Source organism: Serratia sp. C2(1) (genome assembly GCF_036352655.1).
GTDB classification, from domain to species: Bacteria; Pseudomonadota; Gammaproteobacteria; order Enterobacterales; family Enterobacteriaceae; genus Serratia; species Serratia inhibens.
In genome coordinates this window covers 1312815-1334747 of record NZ_JAZFBA010000001.1, presented here as the reverse complement: position 1 = coordinate 1334747, position 21933 = coordinate 1312815, and the positions used below count along the sequence as shown (strand labels likewise).

Sequence of the window (21933 nt, the reverse complement as noted above, 5' to 3'; positions counted from 1 at the left end):
GATGCGCCCGGTTTACGCCGGGCGCACGACTCTCTGCGGCCACCCTGTGCGCTGCGGTTTTCTTTGCCGCCTTTTGATCGCCTGATATTCAGTAAAATCGCGCGCCGACGCAGGAAAACCGTGACGTTAGGCTTGCCCGCAGCAGGTGATTCGCGTAAAACTGTCTGCCGCAAATCTTGCCACTCACAACCCATTCACTGGACGATATGTTTCAAGATAACCCGCTGCTGGCGCAGCTTAAACAGCAACTTCACTCTCAGACCCCGCGCGTTGAAGGCGTAGTAAAAGGGACTGAGAAAGGCTTTGGCTTTCTTGAGGTCGACGGTCAAAAGAGCTATTTCATCCCACCGCCGTACATGAAGAAAGTCATGCATGGGGATCGCGTGATCGCTACCCTGCACACCGAGAAAGAACGCGAAATCGCCGAGCCGGAAACCCTGGTCGAGCCCTTCCTGTCGCGCTTTGTCGGCCGAGTGCAGAAGCGTGATGACCGCCTGTCCATTGTGCCCGATCATCCGTTGCTGAAAGACGCGATTCAGTGTCGCCCGGTGCGTGAACTGACCCATAACTTCCAGGCCGGTGACTGGGCGGTAGCGGAAATGCGCCGCCATCCGTTGAAAGGCGATCGCGGTTTCAACGCCGATCTGACTCATTTCATCGCCGACGGCGAAGACCACCTCGCCCCTTGGTGGGTCACGTTGGCCCGCCATAACCTGGAAAAAGAAGCGCCGGAGAGGGGTGCCCTCAGCGAGCCGGACGCCGCGCTGCAGCGTGAAGATCTGACCGCGCTGAATTTTGTCACCATTGACAGCGCCAGCACCGAGGATATGGACGATGCGTTGTTCGTTCAGGACAACGGCGACGGCTCACTGCAACTGACCGTCGCCATTGCCGATCCTACCGCTTACGTAGCGCAAGGCAGCCCGCTGGATGATATCGCCCGCAAGCGTGCCTTCACCAACTACCTGCCGGGTTTCAACATTCCGATGTTGCCGCGAGACCTGTCGGATAACCTGTGCTCTCTGCGCCCGAACGAACGCCGTCCGGTACTGGTTTGCCGCGTCACCATCGGTGCCGATGGCGCGTTGGCTGACGATATTCACTTCTTCGCCGCCGAGATCGAGTCAAAAGCCAAACTGGTTTATGACGAAGTGTCCGACTGGCTGGAAGGCGTCGCCGGCTGGCAGCCGCCGAGCGACGAGATTGCACAACAAATCACCCTGTTGAAACGCGTCTGCGATGCCCGTAACGCCTGGCGCCACCAGCATGCTCTGGTGTTCAAGGATCGTCCTGACTACCGTTTTGTCCTGGGCGAAAAAGGCGAGGTGCTGGAAATCATCACCGAACAACGCCGCAGCGCCAACCGCATCGTTGAAGAGTGCATGATTGCCTCCAACGTATGCGCCGCCATCATGCTGCGCGATCGTCTGGGCTTCGGGATTTACAACGTGCATACCGGTTTCGATCCGGCGTTGGTTGAGCAGGCGGTTACCGTACTGCAAGCCAACGGCGTGGAAGCCGATGCCGAGAAACTGCTGACGCTGGAAGGGTTCTGCGAACTGCGCCGTCATCTCGACTCGCAGCCGACCCAGTTCCTCGACAGCCGTATCCGCCGTTTCCAGACCTATGCCGAGATCAGCACCACGCCGGGCCCGCATTTCGGCCTGGGACTGGAAGCCTACGCGACCTGGACCTCACCGATCCGTAAATATGGCGATATGGTCAACCACCGTCTCCTGAAAGCCATCATCGCCGCACAGTCTGCCGAAAAACCGCAGGACGACGTGACGGTGCAGTTGGCCGAACGTCGTCGTCTTAACCGCATGGCGGAGCGTGACGTCGGTGACTGGCTGTATGCACGTTACCTGAAAGACAAAGCCGGCACCGATGAGCGCTTCAATGCGGAAATCATCGACGTGACCCGCGGTGGCCTGCGCGTGCGTCTGCTGGACAACGGTGCCATCGCCTTTATCCCTGCGCCGTTTATTCACGCGGTGCGTGATGAAATGGTCTGCAGCCAGGATACCGGCACGGTCCAGGTGAAAGGCGAAGTCGTCTATCGCCAGAGCGATACCCTGGAGGTCAACATCGCCGAAGTGCGTATGGAAACCCGCAGCGTGATCGCGAGACCGGCGGCATAATCCTGCGAGATTAGCCCAACGTCATATCAACACCGGCAGGGAAACCTCCGGTGTTTTTTTTCGCCGGTTGCCCATATCGACGATAACCCCCCCTTACCCGCCACTCAGTTGGCAGGAACCGGGCGAGAGCCTTTTTACTGCCCTCTCAGGCGGCCGTAACGGCGACATCACATTGTTTTTACGCTATTACTCAACCAGCATCACATTTCTCATCCGACCTGCTACTTTTCGCGCGTAAAACTCCTATTTTTAATCTGTATTCATTCTCTATAAGAACATCTCTTTTTTATCTCTGCACACCAAGGAGTTGTTGATCATGAAAAACGTCAAGTCCGGGATCATCTGGCTGGTGGTGGCGTTAGTCGGCGCATTTGCCTTCGCCATGCTGGCGCTCAGCCGCGGGGAGCATGTTAACGCGGTCTGGCTGGTGGTGGCTGCCGTTGCCTGTTACAGCATCGCTTACCGTTTCTATAGCCTGTTCATCGCCAAAAAAGTGTTTGAGCTTGACGATCGCCGCATGACACCGGCAGAACGTCGCAACGACGGTCTGGACTATGTCCCCACCAACAAGTGGGTGCTGTTCGGTCACCACTTTGCCGCCATCGCCGGCGCGGGGCCGCTGGTCGGGCCGATTCTGGCCGCGCAGATGGGCTTTTTGCCAGGCACCATCTGGATCCTGGTCGGCGTCATGCTGGCCGGAGCGGTGCAGGATTTCCTGATCTTGTTCATTTCTACCCGCCGCGACGGCCGTTCGCTGGGTGAAATGGCCAAACAGGAGCTGGGTGCCTTCGCCGGGGTGATCACCATGCTTGGCGCACTGGGCGTGATGATCATCATTCTGTCGGCCTTGGCTTTGGTGGTGGTAAAAGCGCTGGCCGACAGCCCATGGGGCCTGTTCACCATCGCCGCCACCATTCCTATCGCGCTGTTTATGGGGATATACATGCGCTTTATCCGGCCGGGGAAAATCGCCGAAATCTCGGTGGTCGGCTTCGTACTGATGCTGCTGGCGATCATTTATGGCGGCAACGTGGCGCAACACCCGTACTGGGGCCCCTTCTTTACGCTGCATGGCACCACCCTGACCTGGGTGCTGGTGATCTACGGCTTCGTCGCGTCGGTGCTGCCGGTATGGTTGCTGTTGGCACCGCGTGATTATCTTTCCACCTTTATGAAGATTGGCGTCATTATCGGGCTGGCGATAGGCATTGTCTTTGCCATGCCGGAAATGAAAATGCCTGCGGTGTCGCGCTTTATCGATGGCAGCGGCCCGGTATTCGCCGGTTCACTGTTCCCGTTCCTGTTTATCACCATCGCCTGCGGTTCGATTTCCGGCTTCCATGCGCTGGTGTCCAGCGGAACCACGCCGAAACTGGTGGAGCGCGAAAGCCATATTCGTTTTATCGGTTATGGCGCCATGCTGATGGAATCTTTCGTGGCCATCATGGCGCTGATTTGCGCTTCGGTGATCGATCCCGGCGTTTATTTCGCCATGAACTCTCCGGCGGCGCTGATTGGCACCACGGTGGAAAACGCCTCGCAGGTCATCAACGGCTGGGGCTTTATCATCACGCCGGAAACCCTGACGATGATCGCCAAAGACGTGGGCGAGCATTCGATCCTGTCGCGCGCCGGTGGCGCCCCGACCTTCGCTGTGGGGATGGCGCACATCATCACCGAGGTGTTTAACAGCCGCGCGATGATGGCATTCTGGTATCACTTCGCCATTCTGTTCGAGGCGCTGTTCATTCTGACCGCCGTCGATGCCGGCACCCGCGCCTGCCGCTTTATGGTGCAGGATCTGGTTGGCGTGGCAGTCCCCCGGCTGGCCAATAACCGTTCATGGTTCGGTAATCTGGCCGGTACGACGGTGGCCGTAGCCGGTTGGGGTTTCTTCGTTTATCAGGGCGTGGTCGATCCGCTTGGCGGCATCAACACCCTGTGGCCGCTGTTTGGTATCGGCAACCAGATGCTGGCCTCAATGGCGTTGATCCTCGGCACCGTTGTGCTGTTTAAAATGAAAAAACAGCGCTACGCCTGGGTGACCATTCTGCCCACCGTGTGGTTGTTCATTACCTCGATGACCGCCGGCTGGCAAAAAATCTTCCACGAGAAACCCAGTATCGGCTTCCTGGCGCAGGCGAAGAAATTCTCCGCCGGCATTGAGCAAGGTACCCTGATTGCCCCGGCCAAGACGCTGAAAGATATGGAAACCATAGTGTTCAGCAATCAGATTAACGCCGCGCTTTGCGCGTTCTTTATGCTGGTGGCGGTGACCATGCTGGTTTCCGCATTCTTTGTGATCCGCCGTGCGCTGAACGCCAGCCAGCCTACGGCGAATGAGTCGCCAGTCACCCTTCGTGAAGAGACTGGCAAGATTTAAAGGTTAAGAACACTCTCGCAAGGGCGCTGCGGCGCCCTTTTTTGCTTATTTCACCACCGCCATTTGTTCTCGCATGGCGGCTCTGGCCTTGGCGCGCTTCGACCAGACCGCCGTTACGATCGGCACCAGAATCGAGGTGACAATCACCGACGTCGCCACCAAAGCCGTCGCCGCCGGGGCTACCGCCTTGAACTGAGGCACCATTTCAGCAATCAGTACCGGCGTCGCCACCGCAGCCCCGGCAGAACTGGACGCGGCCACGCCCGCCGTACCATCACCCCCGCCAATCACCTTATCGGCGACAATCAGCGGGATCCCGGTAATCACTATTACCGCTACGCCCAGCAGGATGCCCAACAGCCCGGTTTGCGCTATCACTGTAAGATCGATGGTGTTGCCAAGCGCAAAGGCAAAGAACGGGATTAACGTCTGTACCGCCTTGCCGAAAAATTCGCGCAGTTCGGGATCGAGGTTACCCAGCGCAAACCCGACCAGGAATGGCAGCACCGCACCGACAAACACGTGAGGTTCGAACGAGGCTATTCCGGCAGTACCGAGGATAATCATGGTCATCAACGGCCCGGATTCCAGCGACATCAGCACAAAAGCGCCCGCCTCTTCCTTACTGCCGTATTGTTGCATCACCGAGGCATACAGGCCGCCGTTGGTCATGTCCATCGCCGCCACCAGCGCCAGCGTCGACAGACCGGCGAAAAAACCGACTTCGACACCGTTTTCGGGCATTACCCGCGATGCTACCGCCGCCACCAGCCAAGCCACCGCGACCTTGGTCACCACCAGCGTGCCGGATTTACGCAATACCGTACCGGTGGCACTCAGCTTGATTGAGGCTCCCATACAGAAAAACCATACCGCCAGAATCGGCACCGTGCCGCTGATGAGCCCGTTGGTGAAGGAACCGAAATATTTCCCGGCGCCTGGCGCAAAGGTATGACACACCGCGCCAATGAACAGCGGCACCAACATCATGCCGCCAGGGATCTTGTCTATCGCACGCTTAATCTGCATCACTCATTCCACCTTACTGTTGAATTGTCAAAGCAATGCACCGCCGACAGCCGCCGTTCCAACGGACAAGCTTCGTGATGATTGGGTCATTCAAGCTAACTGTTCACCGAGGGAATAAAAGTGATCGATCGCATAAAATTAAAACACTGTTTCTATTTTTAAGGTTTGTTGTTTCAAAATAAAATCATGCGCACAAAAAAGGCGGCCATAGCCGCCTCTCGTCGCTGAAAAAGGGATTAGTTAAGCAAGTTGGTGCCGAATGCACTCTGCCAATCCTGCTCGAATTTTTCGACCGCCGCCTGCACCGCCGGAGCAACAAGGAACTGTTCGGCCACATCGACCGGCAAGGTAATGGCCTGACAGCCCGCCAACAGACACTCCAGTGCCTGCCGTGGCGTTTTGAAGCTGGCGGCCAGCACCCGGGTGCCCGGCGCATGCAGCGTCAGCAATTGCTGCAGTTCGTGCACCATTTCGATACCGTCTCCGCCCTGTGCGTCCAGCCGGTTAACATAAGGGGCGACATACTCCGCGCCGGCCAACGCTGCCAATAGCCCCTGACCGGCGCCATAAACCGCCGTACCCAGGGTGGGTATCGACATCGATTTCAGTTTTTTAATCGCCGCCAGCCCCTCGGCGGTCGCCGGGATCTTGACTACCAGGCCGGGCACTCGCTGATGAAGCAGCGCCGCCTCCGCCACCATACGCTCTGCGTCGTTGGCCATTACCTGGGCAAACAGCTTGCCGGTACCGCCCAGTGCATCACGCAGCGCCGGCAGTACCTCCCAAATGGGTTTCCCCTCTTTGGCAACAATGCTCGGATTGGTGGTGACGCCATGCAGCGGCAGAATGCGCGCCAGGCGTTTTACAGCATTCACATCTGCGGTATCGAGATAAAGCTCCATTACGGACTCCTGAATCTTCTGTGGGCGAATTCAAACTCTCATCATAGTAGGACAAAAGAATTCATGATTTTTGATCGCAATCAAATCAATTTTCATTCAAAACAACGTTAATGGTAAAAGTAGAGCCATTGAATGGCAGAGGATCAGGATCTTCACTTCGCGACGCTGGATAATCCGCTTTCTTTACCTCATCATCCTCTGACGTCAGGATGATATTATGGCGCGAACAGAACATACTCTTTAAACAATAAATTTTAGCGGCCGCACATTGGTAGCCGCGCATCAGGTCGATATGAATTCAAGACAACAAACAATTCTGCAGTTGGTGAACGAACGTCGAAGGATCAGCGTCAGCGATCTGTCGCGCACCACCGGGGTTTCAGAGGTGACTATCCGTCAGGATTTGAACCTGCTGGAAAAGCGCAGCTATCTGAAACGGGTGCACGGTTCCGCGCTGGCGCTGGAAAGCGATGACGTCGATGCGCGCATGATGTCCAATTTTGCGCTCAAGCAGAAGCTGGCGCGGTTTGCCGCTTCGCAGGTTAACGACGGCGAAACCATCTTTATAGAAAATGGCAGTACCAATGCGCTGTTGGCGCGCTATCTCGCCGAGCGCAAAAGCATCACGCTGATCACCGTCAGCCACTATATCGCCAATCTGCTGAAAGAGAGCGATTGTGAGGTGATAGTGCTGGGTGGCATGTATCAAAAAAAGAGTGAGACCGTAGTCGGGCCGCTGACGCGTATGTGCATCCAGCAGGTTCATTTCAGCAAGGCGTTTATCGGCATTGACGGTTACCATGCGGAAACCGGCTTCACCGGCCGCGATATGATGCGCGCCGACGTGGTCAACGCCGTGTTGGCGAAGGGTATGGAGAATATCGTGCTGACAGATTCGTCCAAGTTTGGTCAGATCCAACCCAATCCGTTGGCGCAGCAAGGAAAGATTGATCGGGTGATCACCGATTCGCGCCTGGAACTGGCGTATCAGCATCAGTTGAAACGCCAGGGAATACGACTGGATAGGGTCAGCGATTAAACGGCACCCGGTACGGTTGCGGGCCCCCTTCGGTTGCCCGCCTGTTGCTCACTGCCCGTAATAGGCGTTTTTGCCGTGCTTGCGCAGGTAGTGTTTATCCAGCAACGTTTGCTGCATGTTCTCAAGCCCAGGCGTCAGTTGGCGTGAAAAAATTCCCATATAGGCAATTTCCTCCAGTACGACGGCATTGTGCACCGCGTTATCCGCGTCTTTGCCCCAGGTAAAGGGACCGTGCGAATGCACCAACACCGCCGGCATGCTGGCCGGATCCAATCGCCTTTCGTGGAAGGTTTCGACGATCACCCTGCCGGTCTCCCATTCATAACGCCCGGCAATTTCCTCATCCCGCATGGTTCGCGTACAGGGAATGTCACCGTAGAAATAATCGGCATGAGTGGTGCCCCAGGCGGGAATATCCTGGCCGGCCTGCGCCCAGATCGTGGCGTGCCGCGAATGGGTGTGCACAATGCCGCCGACCGCCTCGAACTCGAGATACAATGCCCGGTGGGTATCGCTGTCTGAAGAAGGTTTTTTATTGCCCTCCACCACGTTGCCGCTTTCCAGTTCCACCACCACCATATCGTCACAGGTCATTAGCGCATACTCCACCCCGGAAGGTTTGATCACCATCAGCCCTGTCTGGCGATCGATGGCGCTGACGTTGCCCCAGGTGAAGGTCACCAGATGATGGCGCGGCAAGGCCAGATTAGCGTCCAATACCTGCTGTTTAAGATCGTTAAGCATTTGTCTTTCCCGGTTAAGCCTGTCTGCGAATATTGTCGGCAGGCCGGCGACGGGGCGGTATGGCATAAATCGCTAAAGACCGCGTAGGCTTCTGCTGGATACGGAGTTCTGCGGGGTTAAACGGTGTTTCGCTTATCGGAAAGAAAGAGAGGCATCAGGAATTTAGGACTATTTACCTGTTCATTGATCAACGGTAGCTTATAGTGAATTTGGGCAGAGAGACCGCTTTCAACTTTTTAATGTTCTGCCTTTAACAAATAATGCCATTTTTTATTTCGATACTGTATGGGAGCCGATAGCAGGCCGAATTTATGGTTCACGCCTATACTTAAAGGGCACTTCCATATAGCCAATGCTAAGGAGAAGTCATTATGATGATTATCAATAAACGTTTCGCCACCGCCGCTCTGGCACTGACTCTGGCGTTTTCACTCAGTGCTTGCTCCAACATGTCCAAACGTGACCGTAACACCGCTATTGGTGCCGGCGCAGGGGCCGTAGGCGGTGCAGTACTGACCGATGGTAGCGCATTGGGTACGCTTGGTGGGGCCGCCGTTGGGGGCATCATTGGTCATCAGGTAGGAAAATAACCTGCAGGGCCGCTGTAGATACCTCTGCCGACAGGCTGGCAAAAGCGTTTTCGCTTTGACGCATTAAGCATAATAAAGATTATTTCAGGTCTGTATTACCTTTAATCCATGGCATTTTCGCCATCGATGGGCTCCGGCCCGACAGCACGACCTAAGCCATGCCGCAGCATTGCATCGCGGCATGGCACTCCGCCTGCAGCCGTTAACCGCCCGCCAGCTTGACCTTCATCCCTTTGGCTTCCAGCAACTGCTTGAGGAGCTCGCGTTTATCACCCTGGATTTCGATCACCGCGTCTTTGACCGAACCACCGCACCCGCATTTCTTCTTCAGCTCTGCCGCCAGCTTTTCAAGTGCGGTATCGTCCAGATCAATGCCGGTGATCAGGCAAACGCCTTTCCCCTTGCGCCCGCTGGTCTGGCGCTGGATGCGCACTATGCCGTCACCTTTGGCTCGCTGCGGTTTGACCTCTTCCTGCTTGATGCGCCCGCTGTCGGTGGAGTAAACCAGCCGGCTATTGTCGTCATTCATTTTAAGCCCCCTCAAGCCAGTGAGGCGCGAATAGCGCTCAGCGTGGCAGCAGGATCGGCGGATTGGGTGATCGGACGCCCAATCACCATATAATCGACCCCGGCGGCCTGCGCCTGTACCGGCGTCATGATGCGGCGTTGATCGCCGGCGGCGCTGCCCGCCGGGCGAATGCCCGGCGTGACCAACTGGAACTGGCGCCCGCAGGCTGCTTTCAGGCGTTCGGCTTCATGCGCTGAGCAGACCACACCGTCCAGCCCGCAATCACGAGTCAGACGTGCCAGCCGTTCAGCCTGCTCGGCCGGAGAAATATTAATGCCGATGGCCTGCAGATCCTCCGCCTCCATGCTGGTGAGCACGGTAACGGCGATCAACAACGGCGCCTCTGTGCCATAAGGCAGCAACGCCTCTTTCGCTGCGGTCATCATGCGTGCGCCGCCGCTGGCGTGGACGTTGACCATCCATACGCCCAGTTCGGCCGCTGCCGCGACCGCATGTGCCGTGGTATTGGGGATATCGTGGAATTTTAAATCCAGGAATACGTCGAAGCCACGCTCGTGCAAATCTCGCACCAGCTGCGGCCCAAACAGGGTGAACATTTCTTTGCCCACTTTTAATCGACAGTCCTGCGGATTAATGCGATCGGCAAATGCCAACGCGGCGCCAATATCTGCATAATCCAGCGCAACGATGATCGGAGATGATTTTAAGTCATTGTTATTGATATTATTTTCAGACTTCATTTCTTCTACCTTCTTTAAAATGGACATGACCAGGTAACAACCCACCAAACTGACCGCCGCATTCTACATGCCGGCCGGCAGAAATCCCAGCCACAGCGCACCCTGCCGTTAAGTAATGTTACTCCATCGTTCGTCATCAAGCGTCAATAAAGCCCCAAAACCGATAGCTCAGGCTGCGTAAAGCGCCGTAAAGATGCGTAAATTATCAATCAGATATTTTGAATAAGATGCTCAGCATTATCACATTTTAAATCCGCGCGGATGCTTTATTATTCAATACATCGGAGGCGAACTGCTTCCAACCTAAACAAACTGACTGGAGTCACCAATGAAAACCATCAAATATTTTGCAGCCGCTACCGCCATCGCCCTGACCTCTTTTGCGACCTTCGCCGCTGAACCGGTCAATTTGCAACAGGCCAATGACCTGGCTCCTGCCGGTGTAGTCTCCGCAGGCCACGCGACAACGCTAAGCGGCCTGGAAGCCAAACTGGCAGCCAAAGCAGAAGCCCAGGGTGCCAGCAGCTACCGCATTATCTCCGCCGGTGGTAACAACCTGCTGAGCGGTACCGCTGTCATCTACAAATAAGTTTCTTCGTCAGAGGCCCGGTACGCCGGGCTTTGCCTATTTCCCCGCCGTTTCGTTCATTATTCCCGCGCCACAATGTTACATAAATATTAAATTTTTATTACACCCTAGACTCTTACTCATTACTGGCTTAGCTTGAAGGTATCTTCCCGCAGAAAGGCTTCAAAATGAGCGAGATATCAACACTAACCATCAAAATCCCTCTGGAACTCAAAGAGAAAATTCGTGCTATCGCCGCTGAGAATCAACTCTCTCTGAGCGCTGAAGTATGTCAACGCCTTGAAAGCAGCTTCGACGCGCCGGTTAAAGCGGAAAAAGCCGCTAAAAAAGCGGATGAACTGCACCACGGCGAAATTGATAATCAGGGGATTGAAGAGGAAATCGAACAGCCTCTGAATCAGAAAGAATTGAAAAAACTGCGTCAGTTGCTGAAAGGCGGCGTGAAAGCCGGCAAGAAAAAGTAATTCCGTATACTACAAAAAACGGGGCGATAATCGCCCCATTTTTTATTGCCCATCCAGCCCTCGAATCGGTTTAACCGATGCCCAGGCCCGGCATGACGGACAATGCCAATACAGTGAATGCGCGGTAAAACCGCATTTGTGGCAACGATAGCGCGGCTTGGTACGGATTTGCTCCCCCACCATGTCCCGCAACAGCAGCAGACTCTCTTTTGCACGCCCATCTTCGGCGTCCGCCAGGTGGTAATCCATCAGGCGGTAAAACACGCGCATGGTCGGATGGCGTTGTAATTGACGATTGATATACACCTGAACGACGTCGCGCCCTTCGTGCTGTTCAATGATCTCCGCCAGCATCAGCTCGGCGGTGGCGCCCGTATTTTCCTCCACGCAGCGCTTGAGAAACTCCGCCCAGTCCTGCTGATTGTCCAAATGTTGATAACATTCATGCAGCATAGGCAAGGTTTCGCTAACCAGCTCTTTATCCTGGTTCAGCACTCGCTGCAGAGACTCGACCGCTTTGGCGTATTCCGCCTGGGCCATATAGATGCGACCGAACATAATCGACACACGGGCGCACTGTTTATCCGCCGAGGCCGCACGTTTCAGCAGGCTCATCGCCTTATCAAGATCGTCACTGCCCATGGCCTGTAGCGCCAGCTCACAGTAGAAATGCGCGATCTCGATACGTTGTTTGTCTTTACCCAGCTTGACCAGTTTTTCCGCCACGTCGATCGCTTTCAGCCAGTCGCTGGTTGCCTGGTGGATCACCAGCAATTGCTGCAGCGCCGAGATGCGGAAATCCTCTTCGCCGACCAACTGGCCGAACATGTCTTCCGCGCGATCGTACATGCCGGCGGCCATATAGTCGCGGCCCAACTGTTGCACCGCCAGCAAGCGTTGTTCGAAGGTCAGAGAAGCGCTTTCCATCAGCGCCTGATGGATGCGTATTGCACGGTCGACTTCGCCGCGCGAGCGGAACAGGTTACCCAGCGTCAGGTGGGCCTCAACGGTAGTGCTGTCCTCTTTCAACATATCGAGGAACAGATCGACCGCTTTATCCTGCTGATTGGAAAGCAGGAAGTTCACCCCGGCCACGTACTCACGCGACAGGCGGTTGGCTTCCTGTTGTTTATCCTGTTGAGCACTTCTGCGCCCCATGTACCAACCGTACGCGGCAGCCACGGGCAGCAACAGAAACAACAGCTCTAACATAGAAGATTATTCCTTGCTGACAACGGGCTGAGCTGCCGGCTCAGCAGGTTGTTCAAGCTGCAGTTCCAGCCTCTTGATTTTGCGTTCGGCTCGCCCCAGCGCAATGCGGGTACGTAGATAGAACAGGCCACAAATGACCCAACCGAGAACAAAACCGGCGCCAAACAACGCAGCCAACAGGGTCGATATACGGTAATCGCCCTGCGCAACCAGGTAATTAAAACTCACAACCTGATCGTTATGCGCGCCCAACGTGACAGAAATCACGAAAACCACCAGAACCAACAAAAAAATCAGCAAATATTTCACATTCTTTCCCGCGATGCCGAGTTAATCGGATGAATTATACCCGATGTATTTCAAGTTGCCGCCTGGCGGCGACTCGAAAGACGAAAGGTATATGCCAATGCGTGGCGTCCCTCTCATTAAGTTAGCATTTCCCATCGTGCCAGGGAAACCCTGCTGCACGATAAAACCCGATATCTGCCGGCATATTCGGCAGTAAATGGGCCACCCAGGGAAATTAATGAGAAAGCTTCTCAAAATAATGAATTTATAAAGATATGGGGGTTGCCACAGGAATTGCAATGACTGGCGAATGTAAGAGATTAATACGGCGCCAGTTCGGCGCCGTGATAAGTGACTGTGTCACCTAATGTTTGCTTCCGGACGTTCTTTCCGCCACTTCCTCTTGCTCCTGAGGAGGCAACGTCAGCGGACCAAACCAGCGTTGCGCCAGCCAACAAGCAATCGTCACCAGCAGCCAACTGATCAATGTCGCCATCGCCAGGTCGCGCGGCCAGTGCATGCCCAACAGCAAACGGCTGCCCATCACGCCGGTTGCCCACAACATCAGCAACGCGACGGTTTTGTAATGACGGCGCGGCCACAGTAGCCCCACCCCCAGCAACGCCCAGGTGGCGGCAAACATTGTATGCCCTGAAGGGAAGGCAAAACCGGTTTCAAACTGCCAGTGCTTGCTCAGCCAGACGGGCACCAGCGGCTGATCCTGCAACTGTTCCGCTACCAGCGCGCTGCGCTCTTTGCGATGCAGCGAGTAAAAGTATTTTCCGTCCACGCCATGGTTCTGCTCCAGCCAGACGACAAAGGGTCGCGGCTCCTGCACCCGATCCTTGATCAGTGATTTTACGCCCTGGCCAATCAATACCGCGGCAGAGAGCAAAATGACCAGGCCGATGGCCGCCTTGAGACGAAAGCGCAGACACCAAAGAAACCAGGCGGAGAGAATGAGGCTGGTGATAATCCCCCACGGCGAGGTCACGGTTTCGGTCACCCAGTAAAGGCCTCTCAGCAAGGGTTCGTTACCGCCCGGCTGCCATTGCCAGCCGGATAACCACACTGCCAGCGGCATCAGCAACAGCACTATCGCCCCCGCTGCCGTGCGTTTTGCTATCTCAAACATTCCACGTTTCCTTTGTTTAAGCCAAGGGCCAGTGTAACAATCTTGCAATATCGATAACACTCGAAAAATTAAACAGATAAAAAACCTGTCGCAATAATAATGGGCTGAAAACGCCGGATGCTGGTTTGCTGAGCACCTCAGGGCAAGAAGTTATGGCAAAATAGCCGATAATTAACGAAATACAGATCGTCGTTGCGCGTTTTAATACTGGTCAGGTCACTGCGTCGGACGTAGGATGCGCAACAATGATTGAATCGGATGTGTTTGTGGAGAGCAACATGCAGCTTAAACGGGTGGCAGAGGCAAAACTGCCAACACCTTGGGGCGATTTCCTGATGGTAGGATTCGAAGAACTGGCAACCGGGCACGATCATCTGGCGTTGGTCTTCGGTGATATTGCCGGCGCGACGCCGGTACTCTCACGCGTACATTCTGAATGTCTGACCGGCGATGCATTATTCAGCCTGCGCTGCGACTGCGGTTTTCAGCTGGAAGCCGCGCTGGAACATATTGCGGAAGAAGGCCGCGGCATCCTGCTCTACCACCGCCAGGAGGGGCGCAATATCGGTTTGCTGAACAAGATCCGCGCCTATGCCCTGCAGGACAAGGGCGCCGATACCGTAGAGGCCAACCATCAACTCGGCTTTGCCGCTGACGAACGTGATTTCACCCTGTGTGCGGACATGTTCAAATTGCTGGGCGTGGACGCGGTGCGTTTGTTGACCAACAACCCGAAAAAGGTTGAGATCTTGACCGAGGCGGGAATCAACATTACCGAGCGCGTCCCCTTGATCGTCGGCCGCAATCCAAAAAATGAACGCTACCTGGCGACCAAGGCCGCCAAAATGGGCCATTTGCTGGACCAGAAGTAATGTTCTTTCGAAAAAATCAGGGCGCCATCAACGGCGCCCTTTTTTATTACCGCATTCTTACAACATTTTCCTGATCACGTAGTGCAGGATGCCGTCGTTCTCGTAGTAGGTCAGCTCATTGCCGGTATCGATACGGCAACGCGTATTAACCACTTCCTGGCGACCGTCCGCGTAGGTGATATGCACCGGCACCGTCTGCCCCGGTTTCAGCGTTTGCAAGCCACTTACGCTGATCTGCTCATCCCCGCTCAGCCCCAGCGTTTTGCGGTTGACGCCTGCCGGAAACTCCAATGGCAGAATGCCCATACCGATCAGGTTCGAACGATGGATGCGTTCAAAAGACTCGGCAATCACCACCCGAACCCCCAGCAGGCGCGGCCCCTTCGCCGCCCAGTCGCGGCTGGAACCGGAACCGTACTCTTTCCCGGCAATGACCGCCAGCGGCACCTGCTCCTGCTGATACTGCATAGCGGCGTCGTAGATCGACAGCTGATTTTGCGAAGGAATATGGCGAGTGTAACCCCCTTCAACTCCCGGCACCATTTCGTTGCGGATGCGGATATTGGCAAAGGTGCCACGCATCATCACTTCATGGTTACCGCGGCGCGAGCCGTATGAGTTAAAGTCCTGGGCCGCGACACCGCGATCGCTCAGGTAGCGCCCCGCCGGGCTGTCGCGCTTGATGTTCCCCGCAGGGGAGATATGGTCGGTAGTCACGGAATCCGCCAGAATGGCAAGAATGCGCGCATTCTTGATATCCTGCACCGGGTCCGGTTTCACCTGCATGGTGCTGAAGAACGGCGGGTGTCGAATATAGGTGGAGTCAGCCTGCCACGGATAAGTGGCAGAACCGGCAACCTGAATCGCCTGCCAATTGGCGTCGCCGTCAAACACCGCGCCATATTCCTTGTGGAACATTTCGGTGCGCACCTGTTCCACCGCCAGCGCGATGTCCTGGCTACTCGGCCAGATATCCTTCAAATAAACCGGCTTGCCGTCACGCCCGTCACCCAACGAATCGTTGGTCAGATCAACCTTCATACTGCCGGCCAGCGCGTAGGCGACTACCAGCGGCGGCGAGGCCAGCCAGTTGGTTTTCACCAGCGGATGGATGCGCCCTTCGAAGTTGCGGTTACCCGACAGCACCGCGCCCACGGTAAGATCGCCCTCTTTGATCGCCTGCTCTATGGGTTCAGGCAAAGGCCCGGAGTTACCGATACAGGTGGTACAACCATAGCCCACCAGATTAAAACCCAGCTCCTCAAGGTATGGCGTCAGCTTGGCGCTGTCGAAATAGTCGGTGACCACCTTGGAGCCAGGCGCCAGCGAAGTCTTCACCCAAGGCTTGGCACGCAGCCCTTTCTTCACCGCGTTCTTCGCCAGCAGGCCGGCGGCCATCATTACGCTGGGATTGGAGGTGTTGGTGCATGAAGTGATCGCGGCAATCACTACCGCGCCATTATGCAGTTCGTGTTCCCGACCACTGAGAGTAAAGGTTTTAAATTCCGACTTGCTCTTTTGGCTGCCGATATCCAACTCGGTTGCGGCATTAAACGCCTTCGGCACATCCGGCAACGCTACGCGATCCTGCGGACGTTTCGGCCCGGCAAGGCTGGCCACTACCGTCGCCATATCCAGCGCCAGCGTGCTGGTAAACACCGGTTCATCACCAGGGTGGCGCCACATACCCTGCACTTTGGCGTAGGCTTCCACCAGCGCAATTTGCTCATCGCTGCGGCCGCTCAGCTTCATGTAGCCAAGCGTGACTTCATCCACCGGGAAGAAACCGCAGGTGGCACCAAACTCCGGCGACATGTTGGCGATGGTCGCCCGATCGGCCAGCGGCAGGCTTGCCAGACCATCGCCGTAGAATTCAACGAATTTGCCTACCACGCCATGCTTACGCAGCATTTGGGTTACCGTCAACACCAGATCGGTGGCGGTGATGCCTTCGCCCAGTTTGCCCGTCAGCTTGAAACCCACCACGTCTGGGATCAGCATGGAAACCGGCTGACCAAGCATCGCCGCTTCGGCTTCGATACCGCCAACGCCCCAACCGAGAATGCCCAGGCCGTTAATCATGGTGGTGTGAGAATCGGTGCCGACCAAGGTATCCGGATAGGCAACGTGCCTGCCGCTTTCGTCGGTATGCCACACCGTCTGGCCGAGGTATTCCAGGTTAACCTGATGACAGATGCCGGTGCCCGGCGGTACTACGCGGAAGCGGTTGAAGGCTTTCTGCCCCCAACGCAGGAACGTATAGCGCTCGTGATTGCGCTCCATTTCGATACGCACGTTTTCTTCAAACGCATCGTCGTCACCGAACTCATCCACGGTGACCGAGTGGTCAATCACCAGATCAACCGGCGATAGCGGATTAACCTGGTCAACATTGCCCCCCAACCGCTGCACCGCTTCGCGCATGGCGGCCAGATCCACTACCGCAGGCACGCCGGTAAAGTCCTGCATCAACACGCGCGCCGGGCGATAGGCTATTTCGCGATCGGCATGGCCGGTTTGCAACCAATCGACGATCGCTTTCAGGTCATCAACCTGCACGGTGTCGCCATCCACATGGCGCAGCAGGTTTTCCAGCAGCACTTTCATCGATTTTGGCAGCCGGTCGATATCACCCAACTGTTTCGCCGCCAGCGGCAGACTGTAGTAGTAATACTCGCTGTTCAGCGCAACCAGCTTATCCAGACTCATTTCTCGAAGATCGGACGACATAGCTCCTCCATTTCTTATTATGACTAAAACAGGGTAATCACTGAGGTCTTGTTTAAAGATACCACATAGAAGAATTAACGTTTTGATAACAACACGTTTTGATCAGAACGATAGGCAGAAGCAATCAACGGCGGAAAATGCACACGCCTGCGGCTAAATCATGTAAGGACCCTAACTGTATACATCCTACACACGGGCGGCACGGCGATAATGCATTTTTCCCTGTCCAATTTGACCGGACAATTTTGGAAACTCATGCTGGGTGTCTACAGGCCGGGGAACGCGGCAGAGTTTCGCCAATTCGCCGATCCCGCTGCAGCTGAACGGGTATTGCGCTTTATTGTCACCCAAGTCGCGGCCGGGTAAGGCGCGCACTCTGCTCTCAGTGCAACGCAAGTTGCGTCACCGCAACTGCCCCCCAAGGGTGATAAAGTGTGGGGAAATGCTTTCAACTACGGGGAAAAAGGCCATTCTTCAAATGGTGAAAAGGAGGGGGAATCCCCTCCTTCTGCGTCAAACTCGTCTCGGGATCCATTCCCAGCCTAACGGCTTACTTAATCGGCAGCTTGATGTCCTTGAACATTGCTTCGATCTCTTCGTTCGATCTCAGTGCTACGGCGTTGTCGACCACGTCGCGAGTCAGGTGCGGAGCGAAACGCTGGATAAAATCGTACATGTAGCTGCGCAGGAAGGTGCTGCGACGGAAGCCGATTTTGGTCGTGCTATAGGTGAAGATATCGCGCGCATCCACAGTCACCAGATCCGGATCCTGCACGGGATCCACCGCCATGCTGGCGATAACACCAACGCCTAGCCCCAGGCGCACGTAGGTTTTAATGACGTCGGCATCCGTTGCGGTAAATACGATGCGTGGCGTCAGGCCGGCGCGGTTGAACGCCGTGTCCAGTTCGGAACGCCCGGTAAAGCCGAAGGTATAGGTGACGATCGGGTATGCCGCCAATTCTTCAATAGTGATATGGCTTTTTCCGGCTAATGGGTGATCGGGCTTCACCACCACCGCACGGTTCCAATGGTAGCAAGGCAGCATGATCAAATCGTCGTAAAGATGCAGCGCTTCGGTGGCAATGGCAAAGTCCGCGTTGCCTTTGGATACCGCTTCCGCAATTTGCGTCGGCGACCCTTGATGCATATGCAACGAAACGCGCGGGTAGCGCTCGATAAAGCCTTTGATGACGTTGGGCAGCGCGTAACGCGCCTGAGTATGCGTGGTAGCGACGTACAGCGAACCTTTATCTGGATAGGTGTGCTCGCCGGCAACGGCTTTGATCGCGTCCACTTTAGACAGGACCTCACGCGCGATGCGGATGATTTCCTGGCCTGCCGGGGTAACCTGAGTAAGGTGTTTGCCGCTGCGAGCGAAAATCTGGATACCCAACTCATCTTCCAGCATGCGCACTTGCTTGCTGATACCGGGTTGTGAAGTGTAAAGCCCTTCTGCCGTCGAGGAGACATTCAGGTTGTGGTTAACCACTTCCACAATGTAACGAAGCTGCTGCAATTTCATATCTTATACCATCCTAGGTTAAACACTGCGGCTTACCCGCAGCCAGGTATATCGGTGTCGCCCCGGTATGCTGAAAACTGACAAGCCTAAACACAGTGTCTTACCCAGATGCTGAAGAAAACGCCGTTATTAATAAGCTTTAATCATAAAAAAACTTTTTATATAACCACTATATCACGTAGCCGCTTCAAGTATAGATCCACGTCACACCATGATAACGATTATTTTGCATTGCTATCAACGTGAAACCCTGGTTGCGGGATCGGGAAAATAGACCCGTCCCGTTTAGGCAACAAAAAACCAGCCACCAGGGCTGGTTTTTATTATTGCATCCATGACGCTGCAGATTTACTTTTTGCCTTCCACCCATTTGCCATCAACGTAGAAAGCGGACCAGCCAGTGGCCTTACCGTCTTTCTCTGAAGAGACATACTGTTGTTTGGTTTTACGGCTGAAGCGCACCATCGTTTTGTTGCCTTCGCCATCCGCCACCGGCGCATCCGCCAGATAACGCAGTTTTTCCGGCAGACGATCCTTGAAACGAGCCAACTCTTCTACCAGTGGCGCACGAGTTTCGCGCGATTTAGGGAAGGTGTTGGCCGCCAGGAACACGCCGGCAGCACCGTCGCGCAGCACAAAGTAAGCGTCTGACTTTTCGCATGGCAACTCCGGCAACGGAACCGGATCTTCCTTCGGCGGCGCAACATCGCCGTTGCGCAGGATCTTACGGGTGTTTTTGCACGTCTCGTTGGTACAGCCCATGTACTTACCGAAACGTCCCATTTTCAGGTGCATTTCGGAACCACATTTGTCGCACTCAACCACCGGGCCGTCATACCCTTTCAGACGGAATTCGCCCTCTTCGATTTCATAGCCGTCACACGCCGGGTTATTACCGCAGACGTGCAGCTTACGCTGGTTATCGATCAGGTAACTGTCCATCGCCGTGCCGCATTTCTGGCAACGACGGCGAGCACGCAATGCGTTGGTTTCTGCGTCATCCCCTTCGAGGATATTCAGCACTTCCGTTTCCGGTACCAGGTTTATGGTGGTTTTGCAGCGCTCCTTCGGCGGCAGCGCATAACCGGAACAACCGAGGAACACACCGGTGCTGGCGGTACGGATGCCCATTTTACGGCCGCAGGTCGGGCAGTCAATGCTGGTCATGACCATCTGATTCGGGCGCATGCCGCCGTCTTCAGGATCTTTCTCCGCCGTCTCCAACTGCTCGCTGAACTCGGCAAAAAACTCATCCAGCACCGCTTTCCACTCGGCGTGGTTATTGGCTACCTGGTCAAGGCCGTCTTCCATGCGAGCCGTAAAGTCATAGTTCATCAGCTCACGGAAGTTTTCTTCCAGACGGTCGGTAACGATCTCACCCATTTTCTCGGCGTAGAAACGGCGGCTTTCGACCCGCACATAGCCACGGTCCTGAATGGTCGAGATGATCGACGCGTAGGTCGATGGGCGGCCGATACCGCGTTTTTCCAGCTCTTTCACCAGCGAAGCCTCGCTGTAACGCGCAGGCGGCTTGGTGAAGTGCTGGCTCGGGATCAGCTTTTGCAGTTCCAGATCGCTGCCTACTTCGACGTACGGCAAGGTGCGGTCTTCGTCACCCTTGCGCAAGGCAGGCATCACTTTGGTCCAGCCCTCGAAACGCAGCGTGCGGCCTTTGGCGCGCAACTGATAATCACCGGCCTTCACTGACAGCGTAGTGGAATCGTACTGCGCCGGCGTCATCTGACAGGCCACAAACTGGCGCCAGATCAGTTGATACAGCTTTTGCGCATCCGCTTCCATATCTTTCAACTGCTCGGACAGCACGTTCACATCCGACGGACGGATAGCTTCGTGCGCTTCCTGCGAGTTTTCTTTGCTGCTGTACTGATTCGGCGCTTTCGGCAGGTATTTGTCGCCGAAATTGTCGCCGATATAGCCACGCACCATGTTGAGCGCATCCTGGCTCAGGTTGGTGGAGTCGGTACGCATATAGGTAATGTGGCCGGCTTCATACAACCGCTGTGCCATCATCATGGTTTTCTTCACGCCAAAACTCAGCCGGGTGCTGGCCGCCTGTTGCAACGTAGAAGTAATGAAAGGCGCGCCAGGCTTGCTGCTGGTGGGTTTGTCTTCGCGATCCAGCACCGTATAACGGGCTTTCTCCAGCAGTTTAAGGGCGGCGTGGGTCTGCTCACGGTTAACCGGTTTGAAGGGTTTGTCGTGGGCATGCGTCACTTCCATCTGCAGCGCGGTATCATTCTTCGCCAGCAGATCGGCGTGCAACTCCCAATACTCTTCCGGCACAAAGGCTTTGATGTCGCGTTCACGCTCCACCACCAACCGTACAGCAACAGATTGCACGCGCCCGGCAGACAGGCCGCGGGCAATTTTCTTCCACAGCAGCGGCGATACCATGTAACCCACTACGCGGTCCATAAAGCGACGCGCCTGCTGTGCGTTAACACGATCGATATTCAATTCACCCGGCTGTTTGAAGGCCTGTTGGATCGCATTCTTGGTGATTTCATTGAACACCACGCGGCTAAAGCGTTTGTCGTCACCGCCGATCACTTCCCGCAGGTGCCAGGCAATGGCTTCCCCTTCGCGGTCAAGGTCGGTTGCGAGATAAATATGGTCGGCGTTTTCCGCTAACGATTTTAACTCTGCGACAACTTTTTCTTTACCTGGCAGAATTTCATAATCCGCTTTCCAGCCATGATAAGGATCGACGCCCATCCGATTTACCAGCGCCGTCTTCTCATCTTTTTTAACTTTCTTCTTGGCTTTGTCTTCGGTTGAGTCAGCGCTCTTTTTGCTGGCTGAGCCACTGGTCGGCAAATCACGGATATGACCGACGCTGGACTTCACCACGTAGTCATTACCTAAGTATTTATTAATAGTTTTGGCTTTTGCCGGGGACTCAACTATTACGAGAGCTTTACCCATATTTACCTTTACCTAAATTTGTTTCTTCTAAAAAGAAGTCTTTTATCTCGCCGTGCCGCAGCGATTCATATCTCT

The 21933-nt window shown here is 55.2% G+C and carries 18 protein-coding genes; 7 read left to right on the top strand and 11 right to left on the bottom strand.

Going from position 1 to position 21933, the window contains the following annotated elements; all coding sequences use genetic code 11:
- Window positions 1-206: 206 nt before the first annotated feature.
- Together V2S86_RS06215 and V2S86_RS06210 are read left to right on the top strand one after the other, a co-directional pair.
- Entirely contained in the window at window positions 207-2141 is a 1935-nt protein-coding gene (locus V2S86_RS06215) for an exoribonuclease II (protein ID WP_330761676.1), read from the top strand.
- 316 nt (window positions 2142-2457) lie between these two features.
- Window positions 2458-4524, top strand: coding sequence for a carbon starvation CstA family protein (locus V2S86_RS06210; protein WP_330761675.1), 2067 nt, complete (start codon window positions 2458-2460; stop codon window positions 4522-4524).
- 45 nt (window positions 4525-4569) lie between these two features.
- Here the strand turns inward: V2S86_RS06210 and kdgT are convergent, their stop codons facing one another.
- Complete coding sequence (kdgT, locus tag V2S86_RS06205) at window positions 4570-5553, bottom strand: 2-keto-3-deoxygluconate transporter (RefSeq protein WP_330761674.1); 984 nt, start codon at window positions 5551-5553, stop codon at window positions 4570-4572.
- 236 nt (window positions 5554-5789) lie between these two features.
- Window positions 5790-6455 carry a fructose-6-phosphate aldolase gene (gene fsa / locus V2S86_RS06200; protein WP_330761673.1) on the bottom strand — a complete coding sequence of 222 codons (666 nt, stop codon included), beginning with the start codon at window positions 6453-6455 and terminating at the stop codon, window positions 5790-5792.
- A gap of 292 nt (window positions 6456-6747) precedes the next feature.
- Here fsa and V2S86_RS06195 point away from each other — a divergent pair, with 292 nt between their 5' ends.
- Window positions 6748-7494: a DeoR family transcriptional regulator gene (locus V2S86_RS06195; protein WP_330761672.1), complete on the top strand. Its 747-nt coding sequence runs from the start codon at window positions 6748-6750 to the stop codon at window positions 7492-7494.
- 48 nt (window positions 7495-7542) lie between these two features.
- On the opposite strand, the gene araD is transcribed toward V2S86_RS06195, so the two are convergent.
- The gene (gene araD / locus V2S86_RS06190) at window positions 7543-8238 is read right to left on the bottom strand and encodes an L-ribulose-5-phosphate 4-epimerase (RefSeq protein ID WP_330761671.1); all 696 of its coding nucleotides are present in this window, start codon (window positions 8236-8238) and stop codon (window positions 7543-7545) included.
- 371 nt (window positions 8239-8609) lie between these two features.
- Here araD and osmB point away from each other — a divergent pair, with 371 nt between their 5' ends.
- Entirely contained in the window at window positions 8610-8828 is a 219-nt protein-coding gene (gene osmB / locus V2S86_RS06185; RefSeq protein WP_004945176.1) for an osmotically-inducible lipoprotein OsmB, read from the top strand.
- 202 nt (window positions 8829-9030) lie between these two features.
- Here osmB and yciH read toward each other — a convergent pair whose 3' ends face one another.
- Both yciH and pyrF read right to left on the bottom strand, forming a co-directional pair.
- Window positions 9031-9357, bottom strand: a complete 327-nt coding sequence (gene yciH, locus V2S86_RS06180) for a stress response translation initiation inhibitor YciH (RefSeq protein ID WP_330761670.1) — start codon at window positions 9355-9357, stop codon at window positions 9031-9033.
- A gap of 11 nt (window positions 9358-9368) precedes the next feature.
- Window positions 9369-10097, bottom strand: coding sequence for an orotidine-5'-phosphate decarboxylase (gene pyrF, locus V2S86_RS06175; protein WP_330761669.1), 729 nt, complete (start codon window positions 10095-10097; stop codon window positions 9369-9371).
- Window positions 10098-10425: 328 nt separating this feature from the next.
- Here pyrF and bhsA point away from each other — a divergent pair, with 328 nt between their 5' ends.
- The gene (gene bhsA / locus V2S86_RS06170) at window positions 10426-10686 is read left to right on the top strand and encodes a multiple stress resistance protein BhsA (RefSeq protein ID WP_006317154.1); all 261 of its coding nucleotides are present in this window, start codon (window positions 10426-10428) and stop codon (window positions 10684-10686) included.
- Between the two features lie 167 nt (window positions 10687-10853).
- A complete protein-coding gene (locus V2S86_RS06165; protein ID WP_330761668.1) occupies window positions 10854-11150 on the top strand; it encodes an Arc family DNA-binding protein in 297 nt (98 codons plus the stop codon).
- Window positions 11151-11192: 42 nt separating this feature from the next.
- Here the strand turns inward: V2S86_RS06165 and lapB are convergent, their stop codons facing one another.
- The 3 genes from lapB to pgpB form a co-directional block, all read right to left on the bottom strand.
- Window positions 11193-12362, bottom strand: coding sequence for a lipopolysaccharide assembly protein LapB (gene lapB, locus V2S86_RS06160; protein WP_330761667.1), 1170 nt, complete (start codon window positions 12360-12362; stop codon window positions 11193-11195).
- A 6-nt stretch (window positions 12363-12368) separates the two neighbouring features.
- Entirely contained in the window at window positions 12369-12671 is a 303-nt protein-coding gene (locus tag V2S86_RS06155) for a LapA family protein (RefSeq protein WP_330761666.1), read from the bottom strand.
- A gap of 343 nt (window positions 12672-13014) precedes the next feature.
- Window positions 13015-13785 (bottom strand): phosphatidylglycerophosphatase B, encoded by a 771-nt coding sequence (gene pgpB / locus V2S86_RS06150; protein ID WP_330761665.1) that lies wholly within the window; start codon window positions 13783-13785, stop codon window positions 13015-13017.
- A 278-nt stretch (window positions 13786-14063) separates the two neighbouring features.
- Here pgpB and ribA point away from each other — a divergent pair, with 278 nt between their 5' ends.
- Complete coding sequence (gene ribA / locus V2S86_RS06145; RefSeq protein ID WP_006321116.1) at window positions 14064-14657, top strand: GTP cyclohydrolase II; 594 nt, start codon at window positions 14064-14066, stop codon at window positions 14655-14657.
- Between the two features lie 57 nt (window positions 14658-14714).
- On the opposite strand, the gene acnA is transcribed toward ribA, so the two are convergent.
- From acnA to topA, 3 genes are all read right to left on the bottom strand, one after another.
- On the bottom strand, window positions 14715-17387 hold the full coding sequence (gene acnA / locus V2S86_RS06140; protein WP_330761664.1) for an aconitate hydratase AcnA: 2673 nt from the start codon (window positions 17385-17387) through the stop codon (window positions 14715-14717).
- Window positions 17388-17937: 550 nt separating this feature from the next.
- Window positions 17938-18912, bottom strand: a complete 975-nt coding sequence (gene cysB / locus V2S86_RS06135; protein WP_004945202.1) for an HTH-type transcriptional regulator CysB — start codon at window positions 18910-18912, stop codon at window positions 17938-17940.
- 348 nt (window positions 18913-19260) lie between these two features.
- A complete protein-coding gene (gene topA / locus V2S86_RS06130; protein WP_330761663.1) occupies window positions 19261-21858 on the bottom strand; it encodes a type I DNA topoisomerase in 2598 nt (865 codons plus the stop codon).
- Between the last annotated feature and the right edge of the window lie 75 nt (window positions 21859-21933).

What these genes read in the sequence shown, in the direction of transcription:
- V2S86_RS06215 (WP_330761676.1), top strand. Translation starts at nt 207, where the DNA reads ATGTTTCAAGATAACCCGCTGCTGGCGCAGCTTAAACAGCAACTTCAC.
- V2S86_RS06210 (WP_330761675.1), top strand. Translation starts at nt 2,458, where the DNA reads ATGAAAAACGTCAAGTCCGGGATCATCTGGCTGGTGGTGGCGTTAGTC.
- kdgT (WP_330761674.1), bottom strand. Translation starts at nt 5,553, where the DNA reads ATGCAGATTAAGCGTGCGATAGACAAGATCCCTGGCGGCATGATGTTG.
- fsa (WP_330761673.1), bottom strand. Translation starts at nt 6,455, where the DNA reads ATGGAGCTTTATCTCGATACCGCAGATGTGAATGCTGTAAAACGCCTG.
- V2S86_RS06195 (WP_330761672.1), top strand. Translation starts at nt 6,748, where the DNA reads ATGAATTCAAGACAACAAACAATTCTGCAGTTGGTGAACGAACGTCGA.
- araD (WP_330761671.1), bottom strand. Translation starts at nt 8,238, where the DNA reads ATGCTTAACGATCTTAAACAGCAGGTATTGGACGCTAATCTGGCCTTG.
- osmB (WP_004945176.1), top strand. Translation starts at nt 8,610, where the DNA reads ATGATGATTATCAATAAACGTTTCGCCACCGCCGCTCTGGCACTGACT.
- yciH (WP_330761670.1), bottom strand. Translation starts at nt 9,357, where the DNA reads ATGAATGACGACAATAGCCGGCTGGTTTACTCCACCGACAGCGGGCGC.
- pyrF (WP_330761669.1), bottom strand. Translation starts at nt 10,097, where the DNA reads ATGAAGTCTGAAAATAATATCAATAACAATGACTTAAAATCATCTCCG.
- bhsA (WP_006317154.1), top strand. Translation starts at nt 10,426, where the DNA reads ATGAAAACCATCAAATATTTTGCAGCCGCTACCGCCATCGCCCTGACC.
- V2S86_RS06165 (WP_330761668.1), top strand. Translation starts at nt 10,854, where the DNA reads ATGAGCGAGATATCAACACTAACCATCAAAATCCCTCTGGAACTCAAA.
- lapB (WP_330761667.1), bottom strand. Translation starts at nt 12,362, where the DNA reads ATGTTAGAGCTGTTGTTTCTGTTGCTGCCCGTGGCTGCCGCGTACGGT.
- pgpB (WP_330761665.1), bottom strand. Translation starts at nt 13,785, where the DNA reads ATGTTTGAGATAGCAAAACGCACGGCAGCGGGGGCGATAGTGCTGTTG.
- ribA (WP_006321116.1), top strand. Translation starts at nt 14,064, where the DNA reads ATGCAGCTTAAACGGGTGGCAGAGGCAAAACTGCCAACACCTTGGGGC.
- acnA (WP_330761664.1), bottom strand. Translation starts at nt 17,387, where the DNA reads ATGTCGTCCGATCTTCGAGAAATGAGTCTGGATAAGCTGGTTGCGCTG.
- cysB (WP_004945202.1), bottom strand. Translation starts at nt 18,912, where the DNA reads ATGAAATTGCAGCAGCTTCGTTACATTGTGGAAGTGGTTAACCACAAC.
- topA (WP_330761663.1), bottom strand. Translation starts at nt 21,858, where the DNA reads ATGGGTAAAGCTCTCGTAATAGTTGAGTCCCCGGCAAAAGCCAAAACT.